Here is an 18,917-nt window from a genome sequence, read left to right as displayed (position 1 = left end):
CGCGCAAGCAGGGCCTAACTGTATGAGGCCATGACGTTGGTGACACCGGTCCGGAGCTTGCTCGCGGGCGGCCGATTACCGACGGCAGTATTCGGACGATGATAGTTGTAGTGCACATTCCACACCTGTAGCGCCTGGGCGCGTTGCCGTTCGCTGACCCAGACGCGGGCGTAGAGGAACTCCTCGGCCAGAATCCGGTTGTAGCGCTCGACCTTCCCGTTGTGACGAGGGGTGTACGGGGTGATCCGTTGATGCCGGCCACCGTGGAGCACTTTCGCGAAGTCCTTCGCCCGGTAGCAGGACCCGTTGTCGGTGACCACCCGGTGGATGTGCACGATGCCGTGGGCGGCGAAGAACACTCTCGCCCGGTGCATGAACCCGATTGCCGTGGCGGCTTTCTCGTCGGCCAGGGCCTCGGTGTAGGCGAGGCGGGAGAACCCGTCGACCGCCGAATGCAGGTAGACGTAGCCGGCGCGGGCACCGGCGGTCTTGGCGCGCTCGACCTTCTTGGCCTGCTCCGAGCCCTTGCCGTGGACACGCCAGCCACCACCGTCGGGAATCCGGCCGACCTTCTTGATGTCGACGTGCACCATGTGGCCGGGCCAGCGGGCGATGATCCGGCGTGGCTGGCGGTTGTTCTCGCCGTTCGGATCGAGGAACCTGCGCCGGTTCAAGCCGAGGTGAGCGAGGTGCCGGCTGACGGTGCGTACCGAGATGCTGATGCCGTCGGCGGCGAGCTCGTGTGCGATACGAGCCGCGGACCACTTGTGCTTCCGTCGCAGGGTCTCGATCCGCGCCACGGTCTCGGCCGGGGTCGCGGTGGGCTGGTGGTGCGGGACGCTGGGGCGGTCGAGCAGGCCGAGTTCACCGTGTTCGCGGTAGCGGGCCATCCATTTGCTGGCGCAGGCCCGGGAGATCCCCATCTCGGCGGCGACATGGGACAGCGGACGAGTCTGGCACCGCTCGACGAGACGGCGGCGACCTTCGACGGACAGTGGGGCGTTACGGTGGAGCACGGACGGGTTCTTTCGTTCGGCGGATGAGTTGGTGGTACTTCCCATCCTGCCGTCGGAAGGCCCGTCCGCCTTCGTCAGCCCCTGGTGGTGTCTACAACGTCATGACCCGCAACACCTAACCGATTCGCGACCTCAGCGGTCGGCCAGAGTGTGCTCGACGCGCGCGAAGACCCGCGCCAGCATGTCGAGTTCGTCGGCCGACAGCAGGTCGATGAGGTAGTTGCGCACGTCGTCGACGTGGGTGGGGGCGGCCTCCGCCAGACGTCGCCTGCCTTCGTCGGTGATGGTGGCGAGCACACCGCGACCATCGTCGGGGCACGAGCTGCGCACGACCATCTTCTCCTGCTCCATCCGCCGGATCTGATGGGTGAGCCGGCTGCGTGAGGAGAGCACGCCGTCGGCGAGATCGCTCATGCGCAGGGCGCCGTCGGGGGCTTCGGAGAGCATGACCAGGATCCGATATTCCGCCAGCGACAGGTCGTGTCGGTCGTTGAGGGACCGACTGAGGGCGCTCATGAGACGGTTGTTGCCGTCCATGTAGAGACGCCAGGCCTCCTGCTCCTTTGCGGTCAACCACTTGGGTTCGTCTCGTTCGCTGGTCACGCCGGGAGTGTAATGCCGACGGCCCGATCCGGTTACCGCGCGGTAGCTTCGAGCAGGTGAGCGCGCCACGAGCGGAGTGACCGTCCCCTCACTGCCCCGCACGCGATAGCGTCGAACACATGTATGCAATCGTCGCCACCGAACCCGGTGGTCCAGAAGTTCTCCGGTGGACCGAGCAGCCCGACCCGGACCTGCCTCCCGGGCACGTACTTCTCGATGTTGCGGCGACCGCGGTCAACCGCGCCGACCTGCTGCAACGGCGCGGCCTCTACCCGCCGCCCCCGGGGGCGAGCGACATCCTGGGCCTCGAATGCTCCGGAGTGATCTCCGAACTCGGCGAGGGTGTGACGGGCTGGAACATCGGCGACAAGGTCTGTGCCCTCCTCACCGGTGGCGGTTACGCCGAGAAGGTCGCGGTCCCCGCCTCCCAGCTGCTGCCCGTCCCGAAGGGCATGGACGTCGCGGTCGCCGCGTCGCTTCCCGAGATCGCGTGCACGGTGTGGTCGAACGTCGTGATGACCGCCGGCCTGAAGCGCGGCGACGTCCTGCTCGTCCACGGTGGCGGCGGAGGCATCGGCACGCATGCCATCCAGGTGGGCAAGGCGCTCGGCGCAAAGGTGGCGGTGACGGCCTCGGCCGGCAAGCTCGACCGCTGCCGCGAGCTCGGCGCCGACCTGGCGATCGACTACCGCGAACAGGACTTCGTCTCCGAGGTGCGCAATGCCTTCGGTGGTGCCGACGTGGTGCTCGACAACATGGGCGCGAAGTACCTGTCCCGGAACATCGACGTCCTCGCTCCGGACGGACGGCTCGTCGTCATCGGCATGCAGGGCGGCACGAAGGGTGAACTGCACCTCGGCAAGTTGCTCGCCAAGCGCGGTCACGTCATCGCGACCGGTCTGCGCGGCCGTCCGGACTCGGGGCCGTCGGGCAAGAGCGCGATCATCGACTCCGTGCGCGCCAATCTGTGGCCGCTCATCGAGGAGGCGAAGGTCCATCCCGTCGTGCACGCCGAGCTGCCGATCACCGAGGCCGCCCGGGCCCACGAACTGCTCGACAGCCCCGAAACCGTCGGGAAGGTCGTGCTGCGGATCGAGCGGAACTAGAGGTTGCGGAGCTCGCGGACGAGCTGATCGACCTCGAAGCTCGTGGTGTAGGGGGCGAGGCCGATGCTCACCGCTCCCCCTTCGTCGCTGACGCCGAGGGAGTCGAGGAGCCGGCTCGATCCGCGGGTGCTCGCCACCGTCGCGATGCGACGGTCGGCGAGATGCGCGGCGACCTTCTCGGCCGGAACGCCGTCGACGGTGAAGCTGAGGGTGGGGACGCGGCTCGACGCGCGGCCGAGCACGATCACGCCGGTGAGACTGTCGAGCTGCCGCATCAGGCGGTCGAACAGCACGTCCTGATAGTTCTGCATCGAGCTGATCGAGATGTCGAGACGCTCGCGACGCGAACCGGTGGCCTCGTCGTCCAGCGAGGCCATGAAGTCGATGGACGCGGGGATACCGGCGAGCAGACCGAACTGGTGACCGCCCACCTCGAGGCGTTCGGCGCCGCGCGCGTGCGGGTTCAGCGACATGGCCGGAACCCGTTCGAGATGCGCGGGGTCGGAGAAGACGAGCGCACCGATCTGCGGGCCACCCCACGAGGCGATGTCGACGGTGATGACGTCGGCGCCCAGATCGTCGATGTCGACGTGGGCGTAGGGGGCCGCGCCCGCGGCGTCGACGACCATGAGTCCACCGACCTCGTGGACGAGATCCGCGACGACCCGCACGTCGGGCGCGGTGCCGACGATCGACGACGCCGCGGTGAGCGCGACGAGCCGGGTGGTGGGCGTGATGAGTTCCTCGTACTGCCAGGTGGGCAGCTCGCACGTCTCGATCTCGACCTCGGCCCAGCGCACCTGCGCGCCGTAGCGGCTCGCGACCCGCAACCAGGGAGCGATGTTCGCTTCGTCGTCGAGCCGTGAGAGCACCATGCCGGTGCCGAGCCCGAGGCGGGAGCTGAGTGCTTCGGCGAGCCAGGCGAGCAGCACCGCGTGGCTCGGGCCCAGGACGACGCCGTCCGGATCGGCACCCACGAGTTCCGCGACCGCGACGCGCGCCTCCTGGAGGATCGCGGCGCTGCGACGTGACGACAGGTGCCGTCCCGTCGACGACGCGGCCGAGTTGCGGAAGGCAGTGGACACGGTGCGCGACACCACATCGGGGATCTGCATACCGGCCCGTGGATCGAGATGGATCCACCCGTCCCCGAGCGAGGGGATCAACCCCCGGATCCGGGCAACGTCGTAAGCCATGGCAGACACTCTAGGTCCCGATGTCAATCGGGACGCGCCGTACCTGCACTCGGCGTTGCCCTCTCGGTAGGCTCGATCGGGGTACCCGGCACTCCGGGTCCCTCGGGTAACCGGGCACCCCCGGGGTGGGAAAGGGAGAATGGAGCCATGACGCATCCGGACAACGACCAGGTTCTCGTGATCGGACCCGACGGCCGACCCATCCGAGTCTCCCGTGAGGAGGCGGCCCGCGCGGAGGCCGACGGCCGGCCGGAGGAGGAGAAGACCGAGAACGGCGGCGAATCCCTGGCCGACATGGTCGAGCAGCCTGCGAAGGTCATGCGGATCGGCACCATGATCAAACAGCTCCTCGAAGAGGTGAAGGCCGCGCCGCTCGACGACGCCAGCCGCACCCGGCTCAAGGACATCCACCTGTCGTCCATCCGCGAACTCGGTCAGGGTCTCGCCCCGGACCTGCGGGAGGAACTCGAGCGGCTCGCGCTGCCCTTCGGCGAGGACGCGGTGCCCTCCGACGCCGAGCTGCGCATCGCGCAGGCCCAGCTCGTCGGCTGGCTCGAGGGTCTGTTCCACGGTATCCAGACTGCGCTGTTCGCTCAGCAGATGGCGGCTCGCGCCCAGCTCGAGCAGATGCGTCAGGGAGCCCTCCCGTCCGGTGCCGTGCACGGCGGTCAGGGCCGGAACGATCAGCAGATCCCCGGCCAGACCCATCCCGGAACCGGCCAGTACCTGTAGTCCCGCCGGGTACGCCCCGGGACTCCGGTATCGGCGCGACGGGTACGCTCGGGTCCCGTGTCAGCGTCTGGAGCAGCATCGTGAGTCGGGTCAGCATCGAAACGCGCGGCGCGTGCGTCGACTTTCCCATCTTCGACGCCAAGACTCGGTCCTTGAAGAAGGCATTCCTGGGTAAGGCGGGCGGAGCGATCGGCCGCAACAACTCCGACGTCGTGGTCGTCGAGGCTCTGCGCGACATCACGATGTCGCTGAAGGAAGGCGACCGCGTCGGGCTCGTCGGCCACAACGGTGCCGGCAAGTCCACGCTGCTGCGTCTGCTCTCGGGGATCTACGAGCCCACGCGCGGCCATGCCCAGGTGAAGGGCCGCGTCGCGCCGGTGTTCGACCTCGGCGTCGGCATGGATCCGGAGATCTCCGGCTACGAGAACATCATCATCCGCGGCATGTTCCTCGGGATGAGCCGCAAGCAGATGCTGGCCAAGGTCGACGAGATCGCCGATTTCACCGAGCTCGGCGACTACCTCAACATGCCGCTGCGCACCTACTCGACCGGTATGCGGGTGCGTGTCGCGCTCGGCGTGGTCACCAGCATCGATCCCGAGATCCTGCTGCTCGACGAGGGCATCGGCGCGGTCGACGCGGAGTTCATGAAGAAGGCGCGGGTGCGTCTGCAGGATCTCGTCGCGCGCTCGGGCATCCTCGTGTTCGCCAGCCACTCGAACGAGTTCCTCGCCCAGCTGTGCGACCAGGCGATGTGGATCGACCACGGTCGGATCCGCGAGCAGGGCGACATCGAGCACGTGGTGCGCGCCTACGAGGGCGACGAGGCCGGCGATCACGTGCGCACGATCCTCCACGAGCTCGAGCGTGAGCGGATCGCGAAGTCCGGCCACGACGCCGCGGCCTCGACGGGTTCGAACGGTGGCTGACGAACGGATCATCGGCGTCGTCGTCACGCACCGCCGTCGTGAGCTGCTGGCGGATTCGCTGAAAGTTCTTGCCTCGCAGTCCCGTCCGCTCGACCATCTCGTGGTGGTCGACAACGGCGACGAGGACGCGGTGCGCGAGCTCGTCGACGCGGTGGACCTGCCCACGAGCTATCTCGGTTCGAAGCACAATCTCGGTGGCGCGGGCGGCTTCGCCCTCGGCATCCTGTACGCGCTGTCGCTGGGAGCCGACCGGGTGTGGCTCGCCGACGACGACGGCCGCCCCGAGGGACCGGACGTACTCGCGACGCTGCTCGACTGCGCGCAGCGCAACGGCCTGGCCGAGGTGTCGCCGGTCGTGTGCGACATCGCGCAGCCCGATCGCCTCGCTTTCCCGCTGCGCCGCGGTGTGGTGTGGCGGCGGTGGCGGCACGAACTCGGCGACGAGGACCTGCTGCCCGGTATCGCCTCGCTGTTCAACGGCGCGCTCTTCACGGCCGCGGCGATCGACGCGGTGGGCGTGCCCGACCTGCGTCTGTTCGTCCGTGGCGACGAGGTCGAGGTGCACCGGCGTCTCGTCCGGTCGGGACTGCCGTTCGGCACCTGCTTGCAGACGGCCTACCTGCACCCGGACGGTGCCGACGAATTCAAGCCGATTCTCGGTGGCCGGATGCACACGCAGTATCCGGACAACGACACCAAGCGCTTCTTCACCTACCGCAACCGCGGCTACCTGCTGTCGCAGCCGGGACTGCGCCGGTTGCTGCCCCAGGAATGGGTGCGGTTCGGCTGGTACTTCCTGATCACCCGCCGCGACCCGGCCGGTCTGCGCGAGTGGATCCGGCTACGCAGGCTCGGGCGCGAGGAGAGGTTCGAGCGTCCCTGACCGTGCCGCCGCTCAGTCGGTGACCACCGTCTGCGCGGCGATCTCCTTGAGTTTCGCGTTCGCCCACCGCAGTTGACGCAGAGTCTGGGGATGGCAGCGTTCGGAGAGGGCGAGCAGTTCGCGGTCGCTCAGGGCCTGGGCCGTCTGGGCAAGGATCTCCCAGTCGAGCGAGACGCCCGCCGCCATGCGGTGCACGGTGCGCAGATCCCGCAGCAGCAGGACGCTGGGGGCGTGCCGGCGGCCGAGCATCTCGCTTCCCTTCCGCCGCACCTCCGCGAGCACCTCGTGGACGCCCTGGGGCTCGTCGTCGAGGTCGAGGTCGTAGTCGTGACCGACGCGGGCGAGTTCGCGCACGTGCTGCTGCGACCAGCCGGCGATGTCACGCGCCACGTGGAAGATCTCGTGGTCGACCTTGTGCCGGTCCGCCGTGCGCAGCAGTTCGGTCGCCAGGTCGTTCTCCGATCGGTGCAGTTCGCGGATCGCCAGGGACACCTTGTTCATCGCGGCCCTCCGCCGTCGAGCGTCTCGGTGATCTCGGCGTCCGGTCCACCCGAGGTGGCGGGCACGGCGCCGGAGACCGGCGCCGAGGCGGTGGTGGTCGGTGCCGCGGAAGGCCCGTCGTCGGCGACGGCGATCCGTTCGACGCGCGCGGCGCCCGACTTGAACAGGGGTTGCTTCGACGCCGGATCCCAGTCGGTGAAGGTCAGTTCGTTGGCCGCGCGCCCCTCGAGCGCCGGTTCGTGACCGGCCGGGGTGTCCCAGTATCCGTAGTGGAACGGCAGGAACAGCACCCCGGTCCGGATCCCGCTGATCCGCAGCCGAGCGGTGACGTGCCCGCGCGGGGTGTCGACCCGCAGCAGGTCGCCCTCCGACCAGCCGTGCCGCTCGGCATCGCCCGCCGACATCTCCACCCACACCTCCGGTGCCGCGCGTTGCAGTTGCGGGGCACGACCGGTCTTCGTGCGGGTGTGGAAGTGGTAGAGCGTGCGGCCGGTGGTGAGCAGATACGGATACTCGTCGGAGACCGTCTCGTGCGGGGGAAGATACTCACCCGCCTTGATGATCGCCTTGCCGAAGGGATTCAGCGCCCGGTACTCGGTGGGTTCGACCGGCGCCCCGGTGACCATGTCGCGTCCGTAGTTCTCGCAGTAGTCCGGTGCGGCCCAGAACTTTCCGTTCTCGTAGAGACGTTCGGTCCCGTCGGGGGCGTCGGCGTTGCACGGCCACTGGATTCCGCTTCCGCCACGGAGTTTCTCGTAGGTGATGCCCGTGTAGTCGCAGGGCCGGCCGGCCGTGCACTCCTTCCACGCCTCGAAGGCATCCTCGGGCGTGGACCATTTCACGAGCGGTTCGCCGTCCTTGTCCCGCAGGTCGAGTCGGCGCGCGTAGTCGACGAAGATATCGAGATCGGGCCTGGCCTGCCCGGGTGGTTCGACTGCCTTCTCCGACAGGTGCACGGTGCGGTCGGTGTTGGTGAACGTCCCGGTCTTCTCACCCCAGGTCGCAGCGGGCAGCACGACGTCGGCGAGCTGCGCGGTCTCGGACAGGAAGATGTCCTGCACCACGAGGAAAAGCCTGTCCTGGGTGAGGATCTCGCGCACACGCCGCAGTTCCGGTAGGGACACGGCCGGATTCGTCCCGCTCACGTAGAGGAAGCGGATCGAGCCGTCCTCGACGTACCGCATCATCTGCATCAGATGGGTGGGGGCGGTGTAGTGCGGGATCCGCATCGGATCGATGTTCCACACCCGGGCGAGGTCCTCGACGTGCGATTCGTTGGCCCAGTTGCGGAAGGCCGGTAGGTCGCCGTCGGCTCCGCATTCACGGGTGTTCTGCGCGGTGGGCTGCCCGTTCATCTGGAGGACTCCGCACCCGGGCCTGCCGAGCATGCCGCGCACGAGATGGATGTTGTTCACCTGCACGGCGGCCGCGGTGGCCTGATGGGACTGGTAGAAACCCTGCAGGACCGTCGAGAGCAGCCGCTCCGCCGTGCCGAGCAGTCGAGCGGCCTCCTGCAGATCCTCGATGGGGACGTCGCAGATCTCGGCGACCTTCTCGAGGGGATAGTCGTCGAGCTGGGTGCGCAGTTCGTCGAATCCGACGGTGTGCTCCTCGATGTACTTCTCGTCGATCCACCCGCGTCGCAGGATCTCGTGCAACAGCCCGTTCATGAGGACGACGTTGGTGCCCGGGCGCGGAGCGAGGTGCACCGTCGCGGCCCGCGCGACCGGCGTCCACCGCGGATCCACACAGATCACGGCCGGTGGATTCGGTCCGGCGAGCCGATCGAGGATCCGCGTCCATGTCACCGTCTGCGTCTCGGCCATGTTGTGTCCGTAGAGCGCGATGACGTCGGCATGGTCGATGTCGGTGTAGGAGCCGGGCTGCCCGTCACACCCGAAGGACTGCTTGAGTGCGGCTGCCGCCGTCGCCGTGCACAGCCTCGTGTTGCCGTCCATGTGGTTGGTGCCGATGCCACCGTGACCGATGAGCGCGAGGGTGTAGTACTCCTCCAGGAACAGCTGCCCGGTGGTGTAGAAGCCGACCGAACTGGGGCCGCGCTCGTCGAGCAACTCCTTTGTACGACCGGCGACGGCATCCATCGCGGTGTCCCAGTCGGTCTCGACGAGCTTGCCGTCGCGCCGGATCAACGGCGCGGTGAGCCGGTCCTCCGAGTGGTTCGCCTGCCAGCCGAACAGGTCCTTGGGGTCGAGCCGACCGTGGTTCACCCGATCCACGGCGCGTCCGCGCACCCCCACCATGCGCCCGTCCTTGACGGCGATGTCGAGGCCGTCGCCGTTGGAATGCAGGATGGTCGCCGACTGCACCCACCTGTCGACATCGTCCTCGGTCAGTCCGTCGGCGAGATAGGTGTCGACGCGGGTGGGCCAGCGTTGCCCGGGTCCGTAGGGTGTGCGCGAACCCCACGGATCCGCGATGCGATCCACGGTGGTCATGTCCCTGGCGGTACCCGGGGTGGGCAGTACCAAACACCCCGCGCGTCGTCGCAGGCAGCGGTCTCGATTCCGTCGCAACAATCCGGCAAATCCGACCACGGATGTACGCACTTCGTCCTACACTTTCGCCACACTCGACCTCGGGAGCCAGTGATGACCCCTCGTGCCACCTCACCGTCGACCCTCTGCGAAGCCTTCCAGACCACCGCCGCGGCGTACCCCGACAAGGTCGCGCTGCGCACCCCCGACGACTCCGTCTCCTACACCTGGCGTCAGTACGCGCAGCGCGTCGAACGCCTCGCCGCCGGGCTGGCCGGCCTCGGCGTGAGCCGCGGGGACACCGTCGGTCTCATGCTCACCAACCGGCCCGAATTCCACCTTCTCGACACCGCCGCGATCCACCTCGGCGCGGTGCCGTTCTCGATCTACAACTCGTTGACCGCCGAACAGATCTCGTACGTGCTCGGCAACGCCGGCAACCGCGTGATGATCGCCGAGGAACAGTTCGTCCCCGTTCTGCGGCAGGCGCTCGGCGACACGAAGGTCGAGCACCTGGTGTGCATCGACGGCAAACCGGAAGGCACCATCTCCCTCGACGACCTCGAGGCCGCCGCCGATCCGTCCTTCGACTTCGAGGCCTCGTGGAAGGCCGTGCAACCGCCCGACCTGCTGACCCTCATCTACACCTCCGGCACCACCGGGCCGCCGAAGGGTGTCGAACTCACCCACGCCAACCTGCTCGCCGAACTCGAGGCGACGAGCTCGTATCTGCCCACCGGCCCGGACGACCGGATTCTGTCGTATCTGCCCGACGCGCACATCGCCAACCGCTGGGGCTCGCACTACTCGAGCCTGTACAGCGGCATGCAGATCACCACGCTCGACGACCTCAAGCAGGCCATCACCGTGCTGCCGAGCCTGCGGCCGACGCTCTTCGGCGCCGTCCCCCAGGTCTGGTACAAGCTCAAGGCCGCGATTGACAAGACCCTCGCCGAGGAATCGAGCCCGATCAAGAAGAAACTCGCGTTGTGGGCGATCGACGTCGGACGCAAGCGTGCCCGGCTGCAGTCCGACGGCAAACCGGTCCCCCGCACCCTCGAGGTGCAGCACGCGGTGGCCGACAGGCTGGTGCTGTCCGCGATCCGCGGCAAGCTCGGCCTCGATCAGGTCCGGGCCGCTGTCACCGGTGCCGCCGCGATCTCGCCGGAGGTCCTCGAGTTCGTTCTCGCCCTGGGCATTCCGTGCTCCGAGGTGTGGGGCATGTCGGAGACCTCGTGCGTGGTCACGATGAACCGGCCGGGCGCCATCCGCATCGGCACCGTCGGGCAGGCCGTGCCGTGTGCGCAGCTCAGGATCGCCGAGGACGGCGAACTGCTCGTCTCGGGTCCGCTGTTGATGAAGGGCTACCGCAACGACCCCGAGAAGACTTCGGATGCAATCGATTCCGACGGCTGGCTGCACACCGGCGACATCGGTGAGATCGATGCGGACGGATACGTGCGGTTGATCGACCGGAAGAAGGAGATCATCGTCAACGCGGCGGGGAAGAACATGTCGCCCGCCAATATCGAAGGCGCCCTGCGGGCCGCTTGCCCGATGCTCGGTGGCGCCGTCGCCATCGGCAACGACCGCCCCTACAACGTCGCGCTGCTCGCGATCGATCCCGATGCCCTGGCCGTTTTCGCCGAACAACACGGTCTCAGCGGAACCCACGAGGAGCTCTCCCGGCATCCGGTGGTCCTCGAGTCGATCGCGAAATCGGTCGAGGAGGCGAACAGCAAGTTGTCGCGGGTCGAGCAGATCAAGAAGTACACGGTGCTGCCGACGATCTGGGAACCCTCCGGCGACGAGCTGACCCCGACGATGAAGCTCAAGCGCAAGCCCATCGATGCGAAGTATGCCGAGGAGATCGACAAGCTGTACGCGGGGGCCTGATCCGTCACCGCGCTCACGGTCTGCAGTAGCAGCGGCGGAACCGAAGGCGCAGAGCACTACCCCGACGAATTGCTGAGCGAGGCGGTGTAGTCACCGACGATCTGCTCGGCGATCTCACGCACCTTGACGTTGCGGTGCTGGGAGAAGGCGACGAGTTTGTCGAACGCCGCGTCGGCGTCGCACTTGAACGTGGCCATCATCAGTCCGACGGCCTTGCTCAGTGTCGACCGGGTCTCCAGGGCCGTCTTCAACTGGTCGGACTCACGCTCCCGCGCGGCGAGCATCTGCTCACGCAGCCACGACAATTCGAGATTCACGCGCACACGGGCGATGAGCTCGTCGGGATGGAACGGTTTGGTGATGTAATCGTCGGCGCCGGTACGCAGACCGCCGATCGTGGCCTCCGCGCCGGCCCGTGCCGTCAGGAGGATGACCGGCAAACGGGAGGTCGCCGGGTCACGGCGGATCTCCCCGAGCAGCTCCACCCCGTCCCGACCGGGGAGCATGATGTCGCTGAGGACGAGATGCGGCGGTCGCGATCGGATCCGCTCGAGGGCGGCATCGCTGTCCCCCACCGCATCCACGTGCCAGCTCTGGCGACGCAACAACTGCGTCAGATAGTCACGCATGTCCGCGTTGTCCTCGATCACGAGGATCCGTGGCAACGATTCCACATCCTCTCCCTGCGTGGACGATTCGTCCTCGTCGAAAGCGACCCTGTCCCACTGTTGCGCTTCGCCGATGTACATGGCGCTCAGATCCCCCGGGACGGTTCCCGCCGGCGACTCCGACGTCGGGTCGAGGACGCGGGGAACGGACACGGTGAAGGTGCTGCCGTGCCCGAGCTCACTGGACACGGTCACACTTCCGCCGAGCGTGTGGACCCAGTCCGAGACGAGGGACAGACCCAGCCCGATGCCTTCCTGACTGCGTCCCCCGACGCTCTCGACGCGATGGAACCGTTCGAAGATGCGACCGAGCTCCGATTCCGGAATGCCGAGACCGGTGTCGGCGACCTTCAGGACCAGCAGATCGTCCTCGACGTCCAGATCCACATCGATCGATCCCGAGGGGGTGTACTTGATCGCGTTCGAGAGCAGGTTCAGCACGATATGGGCCCACGTCTGGGGATCGAGCCGGGTCTGCTCGGCCGCCGCGTCGGCGATCCGGCTGCGCAGGTCCAGGCCCGCACGCTGAGCCGCGTCGGTGAACAAGTCCACACATTCGGCCGTGAGCGCCGCCGGATCGGTCGGCCTCAGGGGCTTTCGCGACGGGTCGGTCTCGGCACGCGTCGCTTCGAGCAACGCGTCGACGAGTCGCCGCAACCGGATCGCAGCGCGCTGAGAGACCTCCAGCGACTGTCGCTGCGCGTCCGTCAGCGTCGTGGCCTCGTCGAGCATGCTCTGCAACGGGCCGAGGAGCAGTGTGAGCGGTGTGCGGAACTCGTGGCTGATCGATTCGAGGAACCGGGTCTTGGCAGCGTCGAGCGCCGCGAACGCATCGGCCCGGCGACGCTCGGCATCCATCGCCGACGCATCACGCAGCAGTCCCGAGATCTTGGTGGCGACGAGTTCGACGAAGGTGGAGTACGCGGCGTCGAACACCCGGTACGGACTCAGTCCGACGGCGAGGACACCGAGCGGGAAGTCGTGTCCCGACGCCGTCAACGGCACGAGGAGGATGGTGCCGATCGGATGGTCTCCGAGGGTTCGCTGCGGGTCGAGCAGATTCGGGGAACGCTCGGCGACGCCGGAGACGACGAAGGGTTCGGAGGCCCTGGCGGCCTTCGACAGCAGCTGGTCCTCATCCGGTCCGAGCAGGGAACCAGAGAAGCCGGGCTTCGTCCCGATTGCGGCGAGCTGCTTCCAGTTCGGTTGCGGATCATCGGGATCCACCACCCGACTGTCGAGGAACAGCGCGGCCAGCGGAATGTCCTGATGACTGGGCGCGAGCGCGTCCAACGCGTTCCGGCACGTCTCGATCACCGACATTCCCGAATCGGTGATCGCCACCGTGCCGAGACGGCTCAGGGCCTCCAGACGACGCTCACCGAGCACCCGCGAGGTGACATCGGTGGTCGCGACGAACACCCCTGCCACCTCGCCGGACTCGTCGCGGATCGGGCTGTAGGAGAAGGTCCAGTAGGTCTCCTCCTCGTAGCCGTGGCGCTGCATGAACAGCAGTTCCTCTTCGGCGAAGGTCGCCGTACCCGCCATCGCCCGTTCGACGCGGGCTCCGACCTCGTCCCACACCTCGTGCCAGCACTCGGGTGCCGGCTGGGCGACCGCCGCGGGGTACTTGTCACCGAGGACGGGGATGATCGCGTCGTTGAAGAGTTGCACCAGCTGCGGTCCCCACCACAGGAGCATCGGCACCTCGGACGGCAGCACCGTCCGCACCGCCATGCGCAGCTCCGCGGGCCACGACTCCACCGGCCCCAGGGGCGTAGCCGACCAATCGGTCTTCCGAAAGCGTCCCTGGCTTTCTCCCGGTCCCGCGAACAGGCGCTCCGCCGACCACGCCTCTCCCGACTCGGCTGTCGCCCTCATGCCCCGTCACTCCCATCTCCGGTACTTCCCGCCGCCATTCTCCCCTCATATCGCGCAGTGCGACGCCACAAAGAGGACATACAACCTCCTTTCCTCAGGTGGGCGGTGGTGGCGGTTCGTCGGGGAGGGAGAGAACGGCGTGGTCGGCAGCCGACCGGCTATTTCGGGCACGTCCCGGCGTAGCGATCCAGACCGAGGCCGCCGTTTCGCTTCTTGCTGCGTCCGGTCGGTCCGCTCTTCGGCGAGCGCACCCAGGTGCCGGACGAGTCGAGTCCGGGCATGCGTTCGCTTCCGAACCTGCTGTACCGGGTCTCACCGTCGACGGTCAGCACACCGTCCTGCACGTCGATGTGCGCGACGGTCGCCCAGTACGAGTTCTTCCCGTTGCCGACGTACACGAGGATCTCGTCGGCGTGGTGGGCGCAGATACAGCCGGCGGCGGAACTGTACGAGTGGCCGGGCGACTCGGGTCAGATGGTTGTGGACGGCGACGGAGACTGACGCGCGGCCGATCGAGTCCGGCGTTGTGTGCGAGAACGCATCGAAAATCGACAACAACACCGGTTTCGGTCAGGCCGGTTTCGGTGGGTCGGGGTCGTCGAACCCCCGCGGACGCGGCGCGTCGAGATCGTAACGGACCCCGACCATTCGGATGACGAAGCACAGTGCCGCAGCCCCGAGTGCTGCGGGCAGCGTGGGCACCTCGAGACTCTCGCAGACGACGAGCACGGTCGCGGCCACCAGCGCAGGAATGGCATACAACTCGCTGTTCAACACGATTGGAACCCGCCGGATCAACACGTCGCGCACCGTTCCACCGCCGACCCCGGTGATCGTGCCGAGGATGATCGCCTGCACCGGACCGAGGCCGAAGTCGAGGGCCTTGCCCGCGCCGGTGACGGCGAAGAGGCTCAGACCGGCGGCGTCGAACATCGTGATGGGTGTGGACAACCGCTCGAGCTTGCGGGCGAAGAACGCGAGGAGACTGCCGGCAGCAGCGACGGCGAGGTATCGCCAGTCGCTGAACGTCGCGGGTGGCAGGTCCTCGATGAGGATGTCGCGGATGATGCCGCCACCCAGCGCAGTGATCATTCCGAGCGTCACGACGCCGACGATGTCGATGCGGGTGACGCGGACGGCGGTGAGCGCTCCGTTGAGGGCGAACGCGAACGTGCCGAGCAGGTCGAGCACGAGCAGCACCGTGCTCTGCGTGTTCACGTCCACGCGACGCCTCCGCTCGTCACGTGTCTTCCAGGAACGTTCGCGCAGCGACGACCAGCGCTGCCGTTCCGGTGTCGAGGGTGGGCTGGATCAGCGGGGCGAACGTGGCCGAGTGGTTGACCGGCACATCGTCGGCGATGCGTCCTTCGGTTTCGGCCTGCCGGTAGAGATCGGGATCGACGCCACCGATTCCCCAGTACGTGTAGGGAATGCCGAGGGCACGTGGGATGTCGCTGAAGTCCTCACTCGCCGTCTGCAGCGGAAGTTCGCCGGCGTCGTCCCCGAAGTGCTGGGCGAACGCTGCCGCGACCTGCTCGGTGACCACGGGGTCGTTGTCCGTCATCGGGTACCGGTCGAACAGTTCGAACTCGGGTGGTCGCGGCGAGCGGGACGCCTCGCACTCGGCGACGACGATCCGCTTCACGGCAGCCAGGATCGAGCGGCGGGTGTCCTCGTCGTAGGTGCGGATGTTGAGCAGAATCGTCGCCTCGTCCGGGATGACATTGCTCTTCGTCCCCGCCTGGACACTGCCGACGGTGAGCACCACCGGCTCCCCCGGCTGTGTCTCGCGGGCGACGATCGTCTGCAACCTGATGACGATCACGGCGGCGAGCACGACCGGGTCGACGGAAGCCTGCGGCATCGACCCGTGTGCTCCCCGGCCGTGGACGGTGATGCGCATGCTGTCCGCGGCCGAGAGGGTGGGACCGCTGCGCGTACCGACGAGACCGGCAGGGAAAGCGAGTACGTGTTGGCACAACGCCACATCTACCTTTCCGACGATCCTGGCGAGCCCGTCGTCCACCATCCGGCGGGCACCATCCGCGACCTCCTCCCCGGGCTGGAACACCGCGACGAGTCTGCCCCGCCACTGCGCGGTCGACCGGGCCAGCAGTTCCACCGCACCGACCAGGCACGCGACGTGCACGTCGTGTCCGCACGCGTGCATGACAGGAGTCTCGTTTCCGTCCGCATCCGTCGCCATCGCCGCGCTGGCATAGTCCAAACCCGTCTTCTCCCGGACAGGCAGTGCGTCCATATCGGCGCGCAGCAGCACACCGGGGCCGTCCCCGTTGTGCAGAACGCCCACCACGCCGGTGCCGCCCACATCGGTGTGCACCTCGCATCCCGCGGCCCGCAATCGGTCGGCCACCTCGGCCGCGGTGCGCGTCTCCTGATGCGACAACTCCGGATGGGCATGCAGGTCGCGGTAGAAGTTCTCCTGGTCCGCGCGGATCTCGTCCAAACCCTGCAGAGCACGCGTCATGATCTCTCCCCGGTAGTCGGATCGATGGTGCCACGCTCCGGATACCGCACCGGACCGCGATCGACACGGGCGTGCAGTTCTCGTCGAGAAAATCGTGCAAGATCGACAGGACCTGCACACGCACGGCGATCCCGCTGACCCCGCGCCCCGGCAGGTCACATTTGCGCCGCGGGTAGGCTCGGGACCCGTGTCTGATGCCCTCACCGTCGACGACGAACCCATCGAGTCGTCCTCACGCTCGTTCCGGCGCGCGTTCCAGGATCTGCGCGAAGGCTTCAACCACCGCGAACTGTGGTTGCTGCTCGGCTGGCAGGACATCAAGCAGCGCTACCGCCGGTCGGTGCTCGGTCCGTTCTGGATCACGATCGCCACGGGTGTCTCGGCGATCGCGATGGGTGTGCTCTACGGCACGCTGTTCAACCTCGACGTCCCGGAGTTCCTACCGTACGTCGCGCTCGGCTTCATCATCTGGAACCTGATCCAGGGGTCGATCCTCGAGGGCGCGGACGTGTTCATGTCCAACGAGGGCCTGATCAAACAGTTGCCGACGCCGTTGAGTGTGCACGTCTACCGGCTGGTGTGGCGGCAGATGATCCTGTTCGCGCACAACATCGTCATCTACATCGGCATCTTCATCTTCTTCCCACGTCAGCTGTACTGGACGGCCTTCCTCGCCATCCCGGCGCTGGCGTTGATCGCGATCAACGCGGTCTGGGTGTCGCTGGTGTTCGGCATCCTCGCCACGCGCTACCGCGACATCGCGCCGCTGCTCGGCAGCATCGTCCAGTTGCTGTTCTTCATGACGCCGATCATCTGGACGGAGAAGACGCTCGAGGGCACCGGCAACGAAGGGCGGGCGCGGATCGCCGAGATCAACCCGCTCTACCACTTCCTCGACATCGTGCGGACCCCGCTGCTCGGCGGCGACCAGCAGCTCTACCACTGGGTCATCGTCCTGATCATCACCGTCGTCGGCTGGGGTATCGCCCTGCTCGCGCTGCGCAACTACCGCTCGCGCGTCGCCTACTGGGTCTGAGTCGGTTCGAGCCGGACGAGCTGTGAACGGTGGATCGGCTCCCTGTCGGTGATCCGGAAACCGACGGCCTCGAGCTCCCGGTAGGTGTCGGTCTCGGTGAACCGGTGGGGTTCGAACCGCCACCACACGTTGTTCGGGTGCCACACCCGGAAGCCGGTCTCGCGCTCGCCGTCGGCGATCACCCACAGCACCTCGCATCGGGTCGCCGCGCGTCGGGCGAGTTCCGGTGGCGGGGCGTCGGTCGACCACAGGTTCACGCGGTCGACGGCGTCGTACCCGAGCCCCACGTCGTCGAGCCCTTCCACCGCGTCGGGCCGGGCGTCGACGACGGCGCGCAGTGACGTCGGTGCCCACGAGACGCGCGGTTCGAAGGCGACACAGTCGCCGGGTTCGGAGCGTTCGACGAGCCGGTCGGCGATCACGCTGTAGTCCATGCCGCCAGGCTTGCCGAACGGCTGTCGCTGCTGCACGTAGGCCGGCGCGACGCTGACGGCGACCGCGGTCAGCACGATCAGCATCGACCACCAGCGGGTCGCGACACGGGTGGCGGCCCAGCCCACCAACAGCACCATTGCGGGAACCGTGAACGACAGATAGCGCTCGAGGTACATGTTGTCCTCGAGCAGCGAGTAGCCGAGCAGCAGCACCATCGGCACGGCGAAGCCCGGTACCGCGAGCCAGAGCAGGGTGCGCTCCCCCGGCTCCACACCACGACGGACCGCGACGATCACCCCGGCGACGGTGATCGCGGCGAACAACGCGGCCGTCCACGGGGCCTGCGGGAACCACTGGTCGAGGGCGATCGTGCGGACGATCATCGAGTCGAGCGGGGGGATCCACGCGACCTGCTTGGCCTGCGAGTAGGCAAGCAGGACGAACGGCGTCGACAAGGCCGCGCCAACCCCTGCGGACAGCAGGAACGCGCCGCGCCCACGACCACGGACCAGCACGGTGAGGAGATGCGCGACGACCACCGTCGCGGAGTACACGAACATCACCGTCGCGACCGGCAGGACGACGGCGTACAGGCCCCACCAGCGTCTACGGTCGGTCGTGGACCCGAGCGCGACCAGCAGCGACAACACCGCGACCAGCGCCGCGGCGAAGGCATAGGACCGCGCTTCGGTTGCTGCCCAGGTCACCCGCGGGGACAGCGCGAACAGCACCCCGGCGGCGATCCCCACGCGACGACCCGCCAGCACCTGGCCGGTCGCGGTGACGGCTGCGGCACCCGCCCCGAGCGCGAGCACACCGGGCAGGCGGGCGGTGAACTCGTCGACGCCCACGAGGGAGAACCAGTAGTGCAGCAGGAGGTTGTGCAGGCCGTGGACGGCGTCGATCCGGGTGTGGACGCGGAGCATCCCCTCGACGGACCGGTCGGCACTCGAGATGGTCGCGGCCTCGTCCCACCACAGCGAGGGCACCCACGAGAACGCCCCTGCGACGAGCACGGTCGCAACCCCGATGAGCACGGGAAACGACCATGC

The 18,917-nt window shown here is 67.8% G+C and carries 16 protein-coding genes; 6 read left to right on the top strand and 10 right to left on the bottom strand.

Translation table 11 applies throughout. The annotated features are described in order from the left end of the window. Positions 1–14: 14 nt before the first annotated feature. On the bottom strand, positions 15–1,016 hold the full coding sequence (locus U9J23_RS01270) for an IS481-like element ISRae1 family transposase (protein WP_326600989.1): 1,002 nt from the start codon (positions 1,014–1,016) through the stop codon (positions 15–17). 132 nt (positions 1,017–1,148) lie between these two features. Next, entirely contained in the window at positions 1,149–1,619 is a 471-nt protein-coding gene (locus U9J23_RS01265; protein ID WP_033097821.1) for a MarR family winged helix-turn-helix transcriptional regulator, read from the bottom strand. Between the two features lie 119 nt (positions 1,620–1,738). Here U9J23_RS01265 and U9J23_RS01260 point away from each other — a divergent pair, with 119 nt between their 5' ends. Beyond that, complete coding sequence (locus U9J23_RS01260) at positions 1,739–2,725, top strand: NAD(P)H-quinone oxidoreductase (RefSeq protein WP_059382174.1); 987 nt, start codon at positions 1,739–1,741, stop codon at positions 2,723–2,725. Here U9J23_RS01260 and U9J23_RS01255 read toward each other — a convergent pair. Continuing rightward, entirely contained in the window at positions 2,722–3,921 is a 1,200-nt protein-coding gene (locus tag U9J23_RS01255) for a cysteine desulfurase-like protein (RefSeq protein ID WP_059382173.1), read from the bottom strand. The genes U9J23_RS01260 and U9J23_RS01255 overlap by 4 nt on opposite strands. A gap of 147 nt (positions 3,922–4,068) precedes the next feature. Between U9J23_RS01255 and U9J23_RS01250 the strand changes: the two genes are divergently transcribed. The 3 genes from U9J23_RS01250 to glfT1 all read left to right on the top strand — a co-directional run bounded on the left by U9J23_RS01250 (position 4,069) and on the right by glfT1 (position 6,465). Then, a complete protein-coding gene (locus U9J23_RS01250) occupies positions 4,069–4,653 on the top strand; it encodes a bacterial proteasome activator family protein (RefSeq protein ID WP_059382172.1) in 585 nt (194 codons plus the stop codon). A 77-nt stretch (positions 4,654–4,730) separates the two neighbouring features. Continuing rightward, complete coding sequence (gene wzt, locus U9J23_RS01245; protein WP_106200771.1) at positions 4,731–5,582, top strand: galactan export ABC transporter ATP-binding subunit Wzt/RfbE; 852 nt, start codon at positions 4,731–4,733, stop codon at positions 5,580–5,582. Then, positions 5,575–6,465 (top strand): galactofuranosyltransferase GlfT1, encoded by an 891-nt coding sequence (gene glfT1, locus U9J23_RS01240; protein ID WP_016692663.1) that lies wholly within the window; start codon positions 5,575–5,577, stop codon positions 6,463–6,465. The genes wzt and glfT1 overlap by 8 nt, the downstream gene beginning before the upstream one ends. Positions 6,466–6,477: 12 nt before the next feature. Here glfT1 and U9J23_RS01235 read toward each other — a convergent pair whose 3' ends face one another. Beyond that, positions 6,478–6,966: a hypothetical protein gene (locus U9J23_RS01235; RefSeq protein WP_059382170.1), complete on the bottom strand. Its 489-nt coding sequence runs from the start codon at positions 6,964–6,966 to the stop codon at positions 6,478–6,480. Beyond that, the gene (locus U9J23_RS01230; protein ID WP_326600983.1) at positions 6,963–9,422 is read right to left on the bottom strand and encodes a molybdopterin oxidoreductase family protein; all 2,460 of its coding nucleotides are present in this window, start codon (positions 9,420–9,422) and stop codon (positions 6,963–6,965) included. Before U9J23_RS01230 ends, U9J23_RS01235 begins: the two co-directional genes overlap by 4 nt. A gap of 153 nt (positions 9,423–9,575) precedes the next feature. Here U9J23_RS01230 and U9J23_RS01225 point away from each other — a divergent pair, with 153 nt between their 5' ends. Next, positions 9,576–11,357, top strand: a complete 1,782-nt coding sequence (locus tag U9J23_RS01225) for an AMP-dependent synthetase/ligase (protein ID WP_326600981.1) — start codon at positions 9,576–9,578, stop codon at positions 11,355–11,357. Between the two features lie 56 nt (positions 11,358–11,413). On the opposite strand, the gene U9J23_RS01220 is transcribed toward U9J23_RS01225, so the two are convergent. The 4 genes from U9J23_RS01220 to U9J23_RS01205 form a co-directional block, all read right to left on the bottom strand. Further along, positions 11,414–13,906, bottom strand: a complete 2,493-nt coding sequence (locus U9J23_RS01220; protein ID WP_326600979.1) for a response regulator — start codon at positions 13,904–13,906, stop codon at positions 11,414–11,416. Positions 13,907–14,064: 158 nt separating this feature from the next. Further along, complete coding sequence (locus U9J23_RS01215; RefSeq protein ID WP_272266416.1) at positions 14,065–14,304, bottom strand: hypothetical protein; 240 nt, start codon at positions 14,302–14,304, stop codon at positions 14,065–14,067. A 172-nt stretch (positions 14,305–14,476) separates the two neighbouring features. Further along, positions 14,477–15,124, bottom strand: a complete 648-nt coding sequence (locus U9J23_RS01210; protein WP_106201614.1) for a trimeric intracellular cation channel family protein — start codon at positions 15,122–15,124, stop codon at positions 14,477–14,479. A 22-nt stretch (positions 15,125–15,146) separates the two neighbouring features. Then, positions 15,147–16,394 carry an amidohydrolase gene (locus U9J23_RS01205; RefSeq protein WP_106200779.1) on the bottom strand — a complete coding sequence of 416 codons (1,248 nt, stop codon included), beginning with the start codon at positions 16,392–16,394 and terminating at the stop codon, positions 15,147–15,149. 187 nt (positions 16,395–16,581) lie between these two features. Here U9J23_RS01205 and wzm point away from each other — a divergent pair, with 187 nt between their 5' ends. Continuing rightward, positions 16,582–17,430: a galactan export ABC transporter permease subunit Wzm/RfbD gene (gene wzm, locus U9J23_RS01200; RefSeq protein WP_006553471.1), complete on the top strand. Its 849-nt coding sequence runs from the start codon at positions 16,582–16,584 to the stop codon at positions 17,428–17,430. On the opposite strand, the gene U9J23_RS01195 is transcribed toward wzm, so the two are convergent. Continuing rightward, complete coding sequence (locus tag U9J23_RS01195; protein ID WP_229582251.1) at positions 17,418–18,902, bottom strand: glycosyltransferase family 39 protein; 1,485 nt, start codon at positions 18,900–18,902, stop codon at positions 17,418–17,420. The two genes, wzm and U9J23_RS01195, sit on opposite strands and share 13 nt — an antisense overlap. Positions 18,903–18,917 lie beyond the last annotated feature (15 nt).

Origin of the sequence: Rhodococcus sp. PD04 (assembly GCF_035918275.1) — a bacterium.
GTDB classification, from domain to species: Bacteria; Actinomycetota; Actinomycetes; order Mycobacteriales; family Mycobacteriaceae; genus Rhodococcus; species Rhodococcus rhodochrous.
Note: the sequence above shows the minus strand (reverse complement) of the source record. Positions and strands in the feature narration are given on the sequence as shown.

Bases quoted from the DNA above. Each gene is read 5' to 3' on its own strand.
- U9J23_RS01260 (WP_059382174.1), top strand. From the start codon at position 1,739: ATGTATGCAATCGTCGCCACCGAACCCGGTGGTCCAGAAGTTCTCCGG.
- U9J23_RS01255 (WP_059382173.1), bottom strand. From the start codon at position 3,921: ATGGCTTACGACGTTGCCCGGATCCGGGGGTTGATCCCCTCGCTCGGG.
- U9J23_RS01250 (WP_059382172.1), top strand. From the start codon at position 4,069: ATGACGCATCCGGACAACGACCAGGTTCTCGTGATCGGACCCGACGGC.
- U9J23_RS01235 (WP_059382170.1), bottom strand. From the start codon at position 6,966: ATGAACAAGGTGTCCCTGGCGATCCGCGAACTGCACCGATCGGAGAAC.
- U9J23_RS01230 (WP_326600983.1), bottom strand. From the start codon at position 9,422: ATGACCACCGTGGATCGCATCGCGGATCCGTGGGGTTCGCGCACACCC.
- U9J23_RS01225 (WP_326600981.1), top strand. From the start codon at position 9,576: ATGACCCCTCGTGCCACCTCACCGTCGACCCTCTGCGAAGCCTTCCAG.
- U9J23_RS01220 (WP_326600979.1), bottom strand. From the start codon at position 13,906: ATGAGGGCGACAGCCGAGTCGGGAGAGGCGTGGTCGGCGGAGCGCCTG.
- U9J23_RS01205 (WP_106200779.1), bottom strand. From the start codon at position 16,394: ATGACGCGTGCTCTGCAGGGTTTGGACGAGATCCGCGCGGACCAGGAG.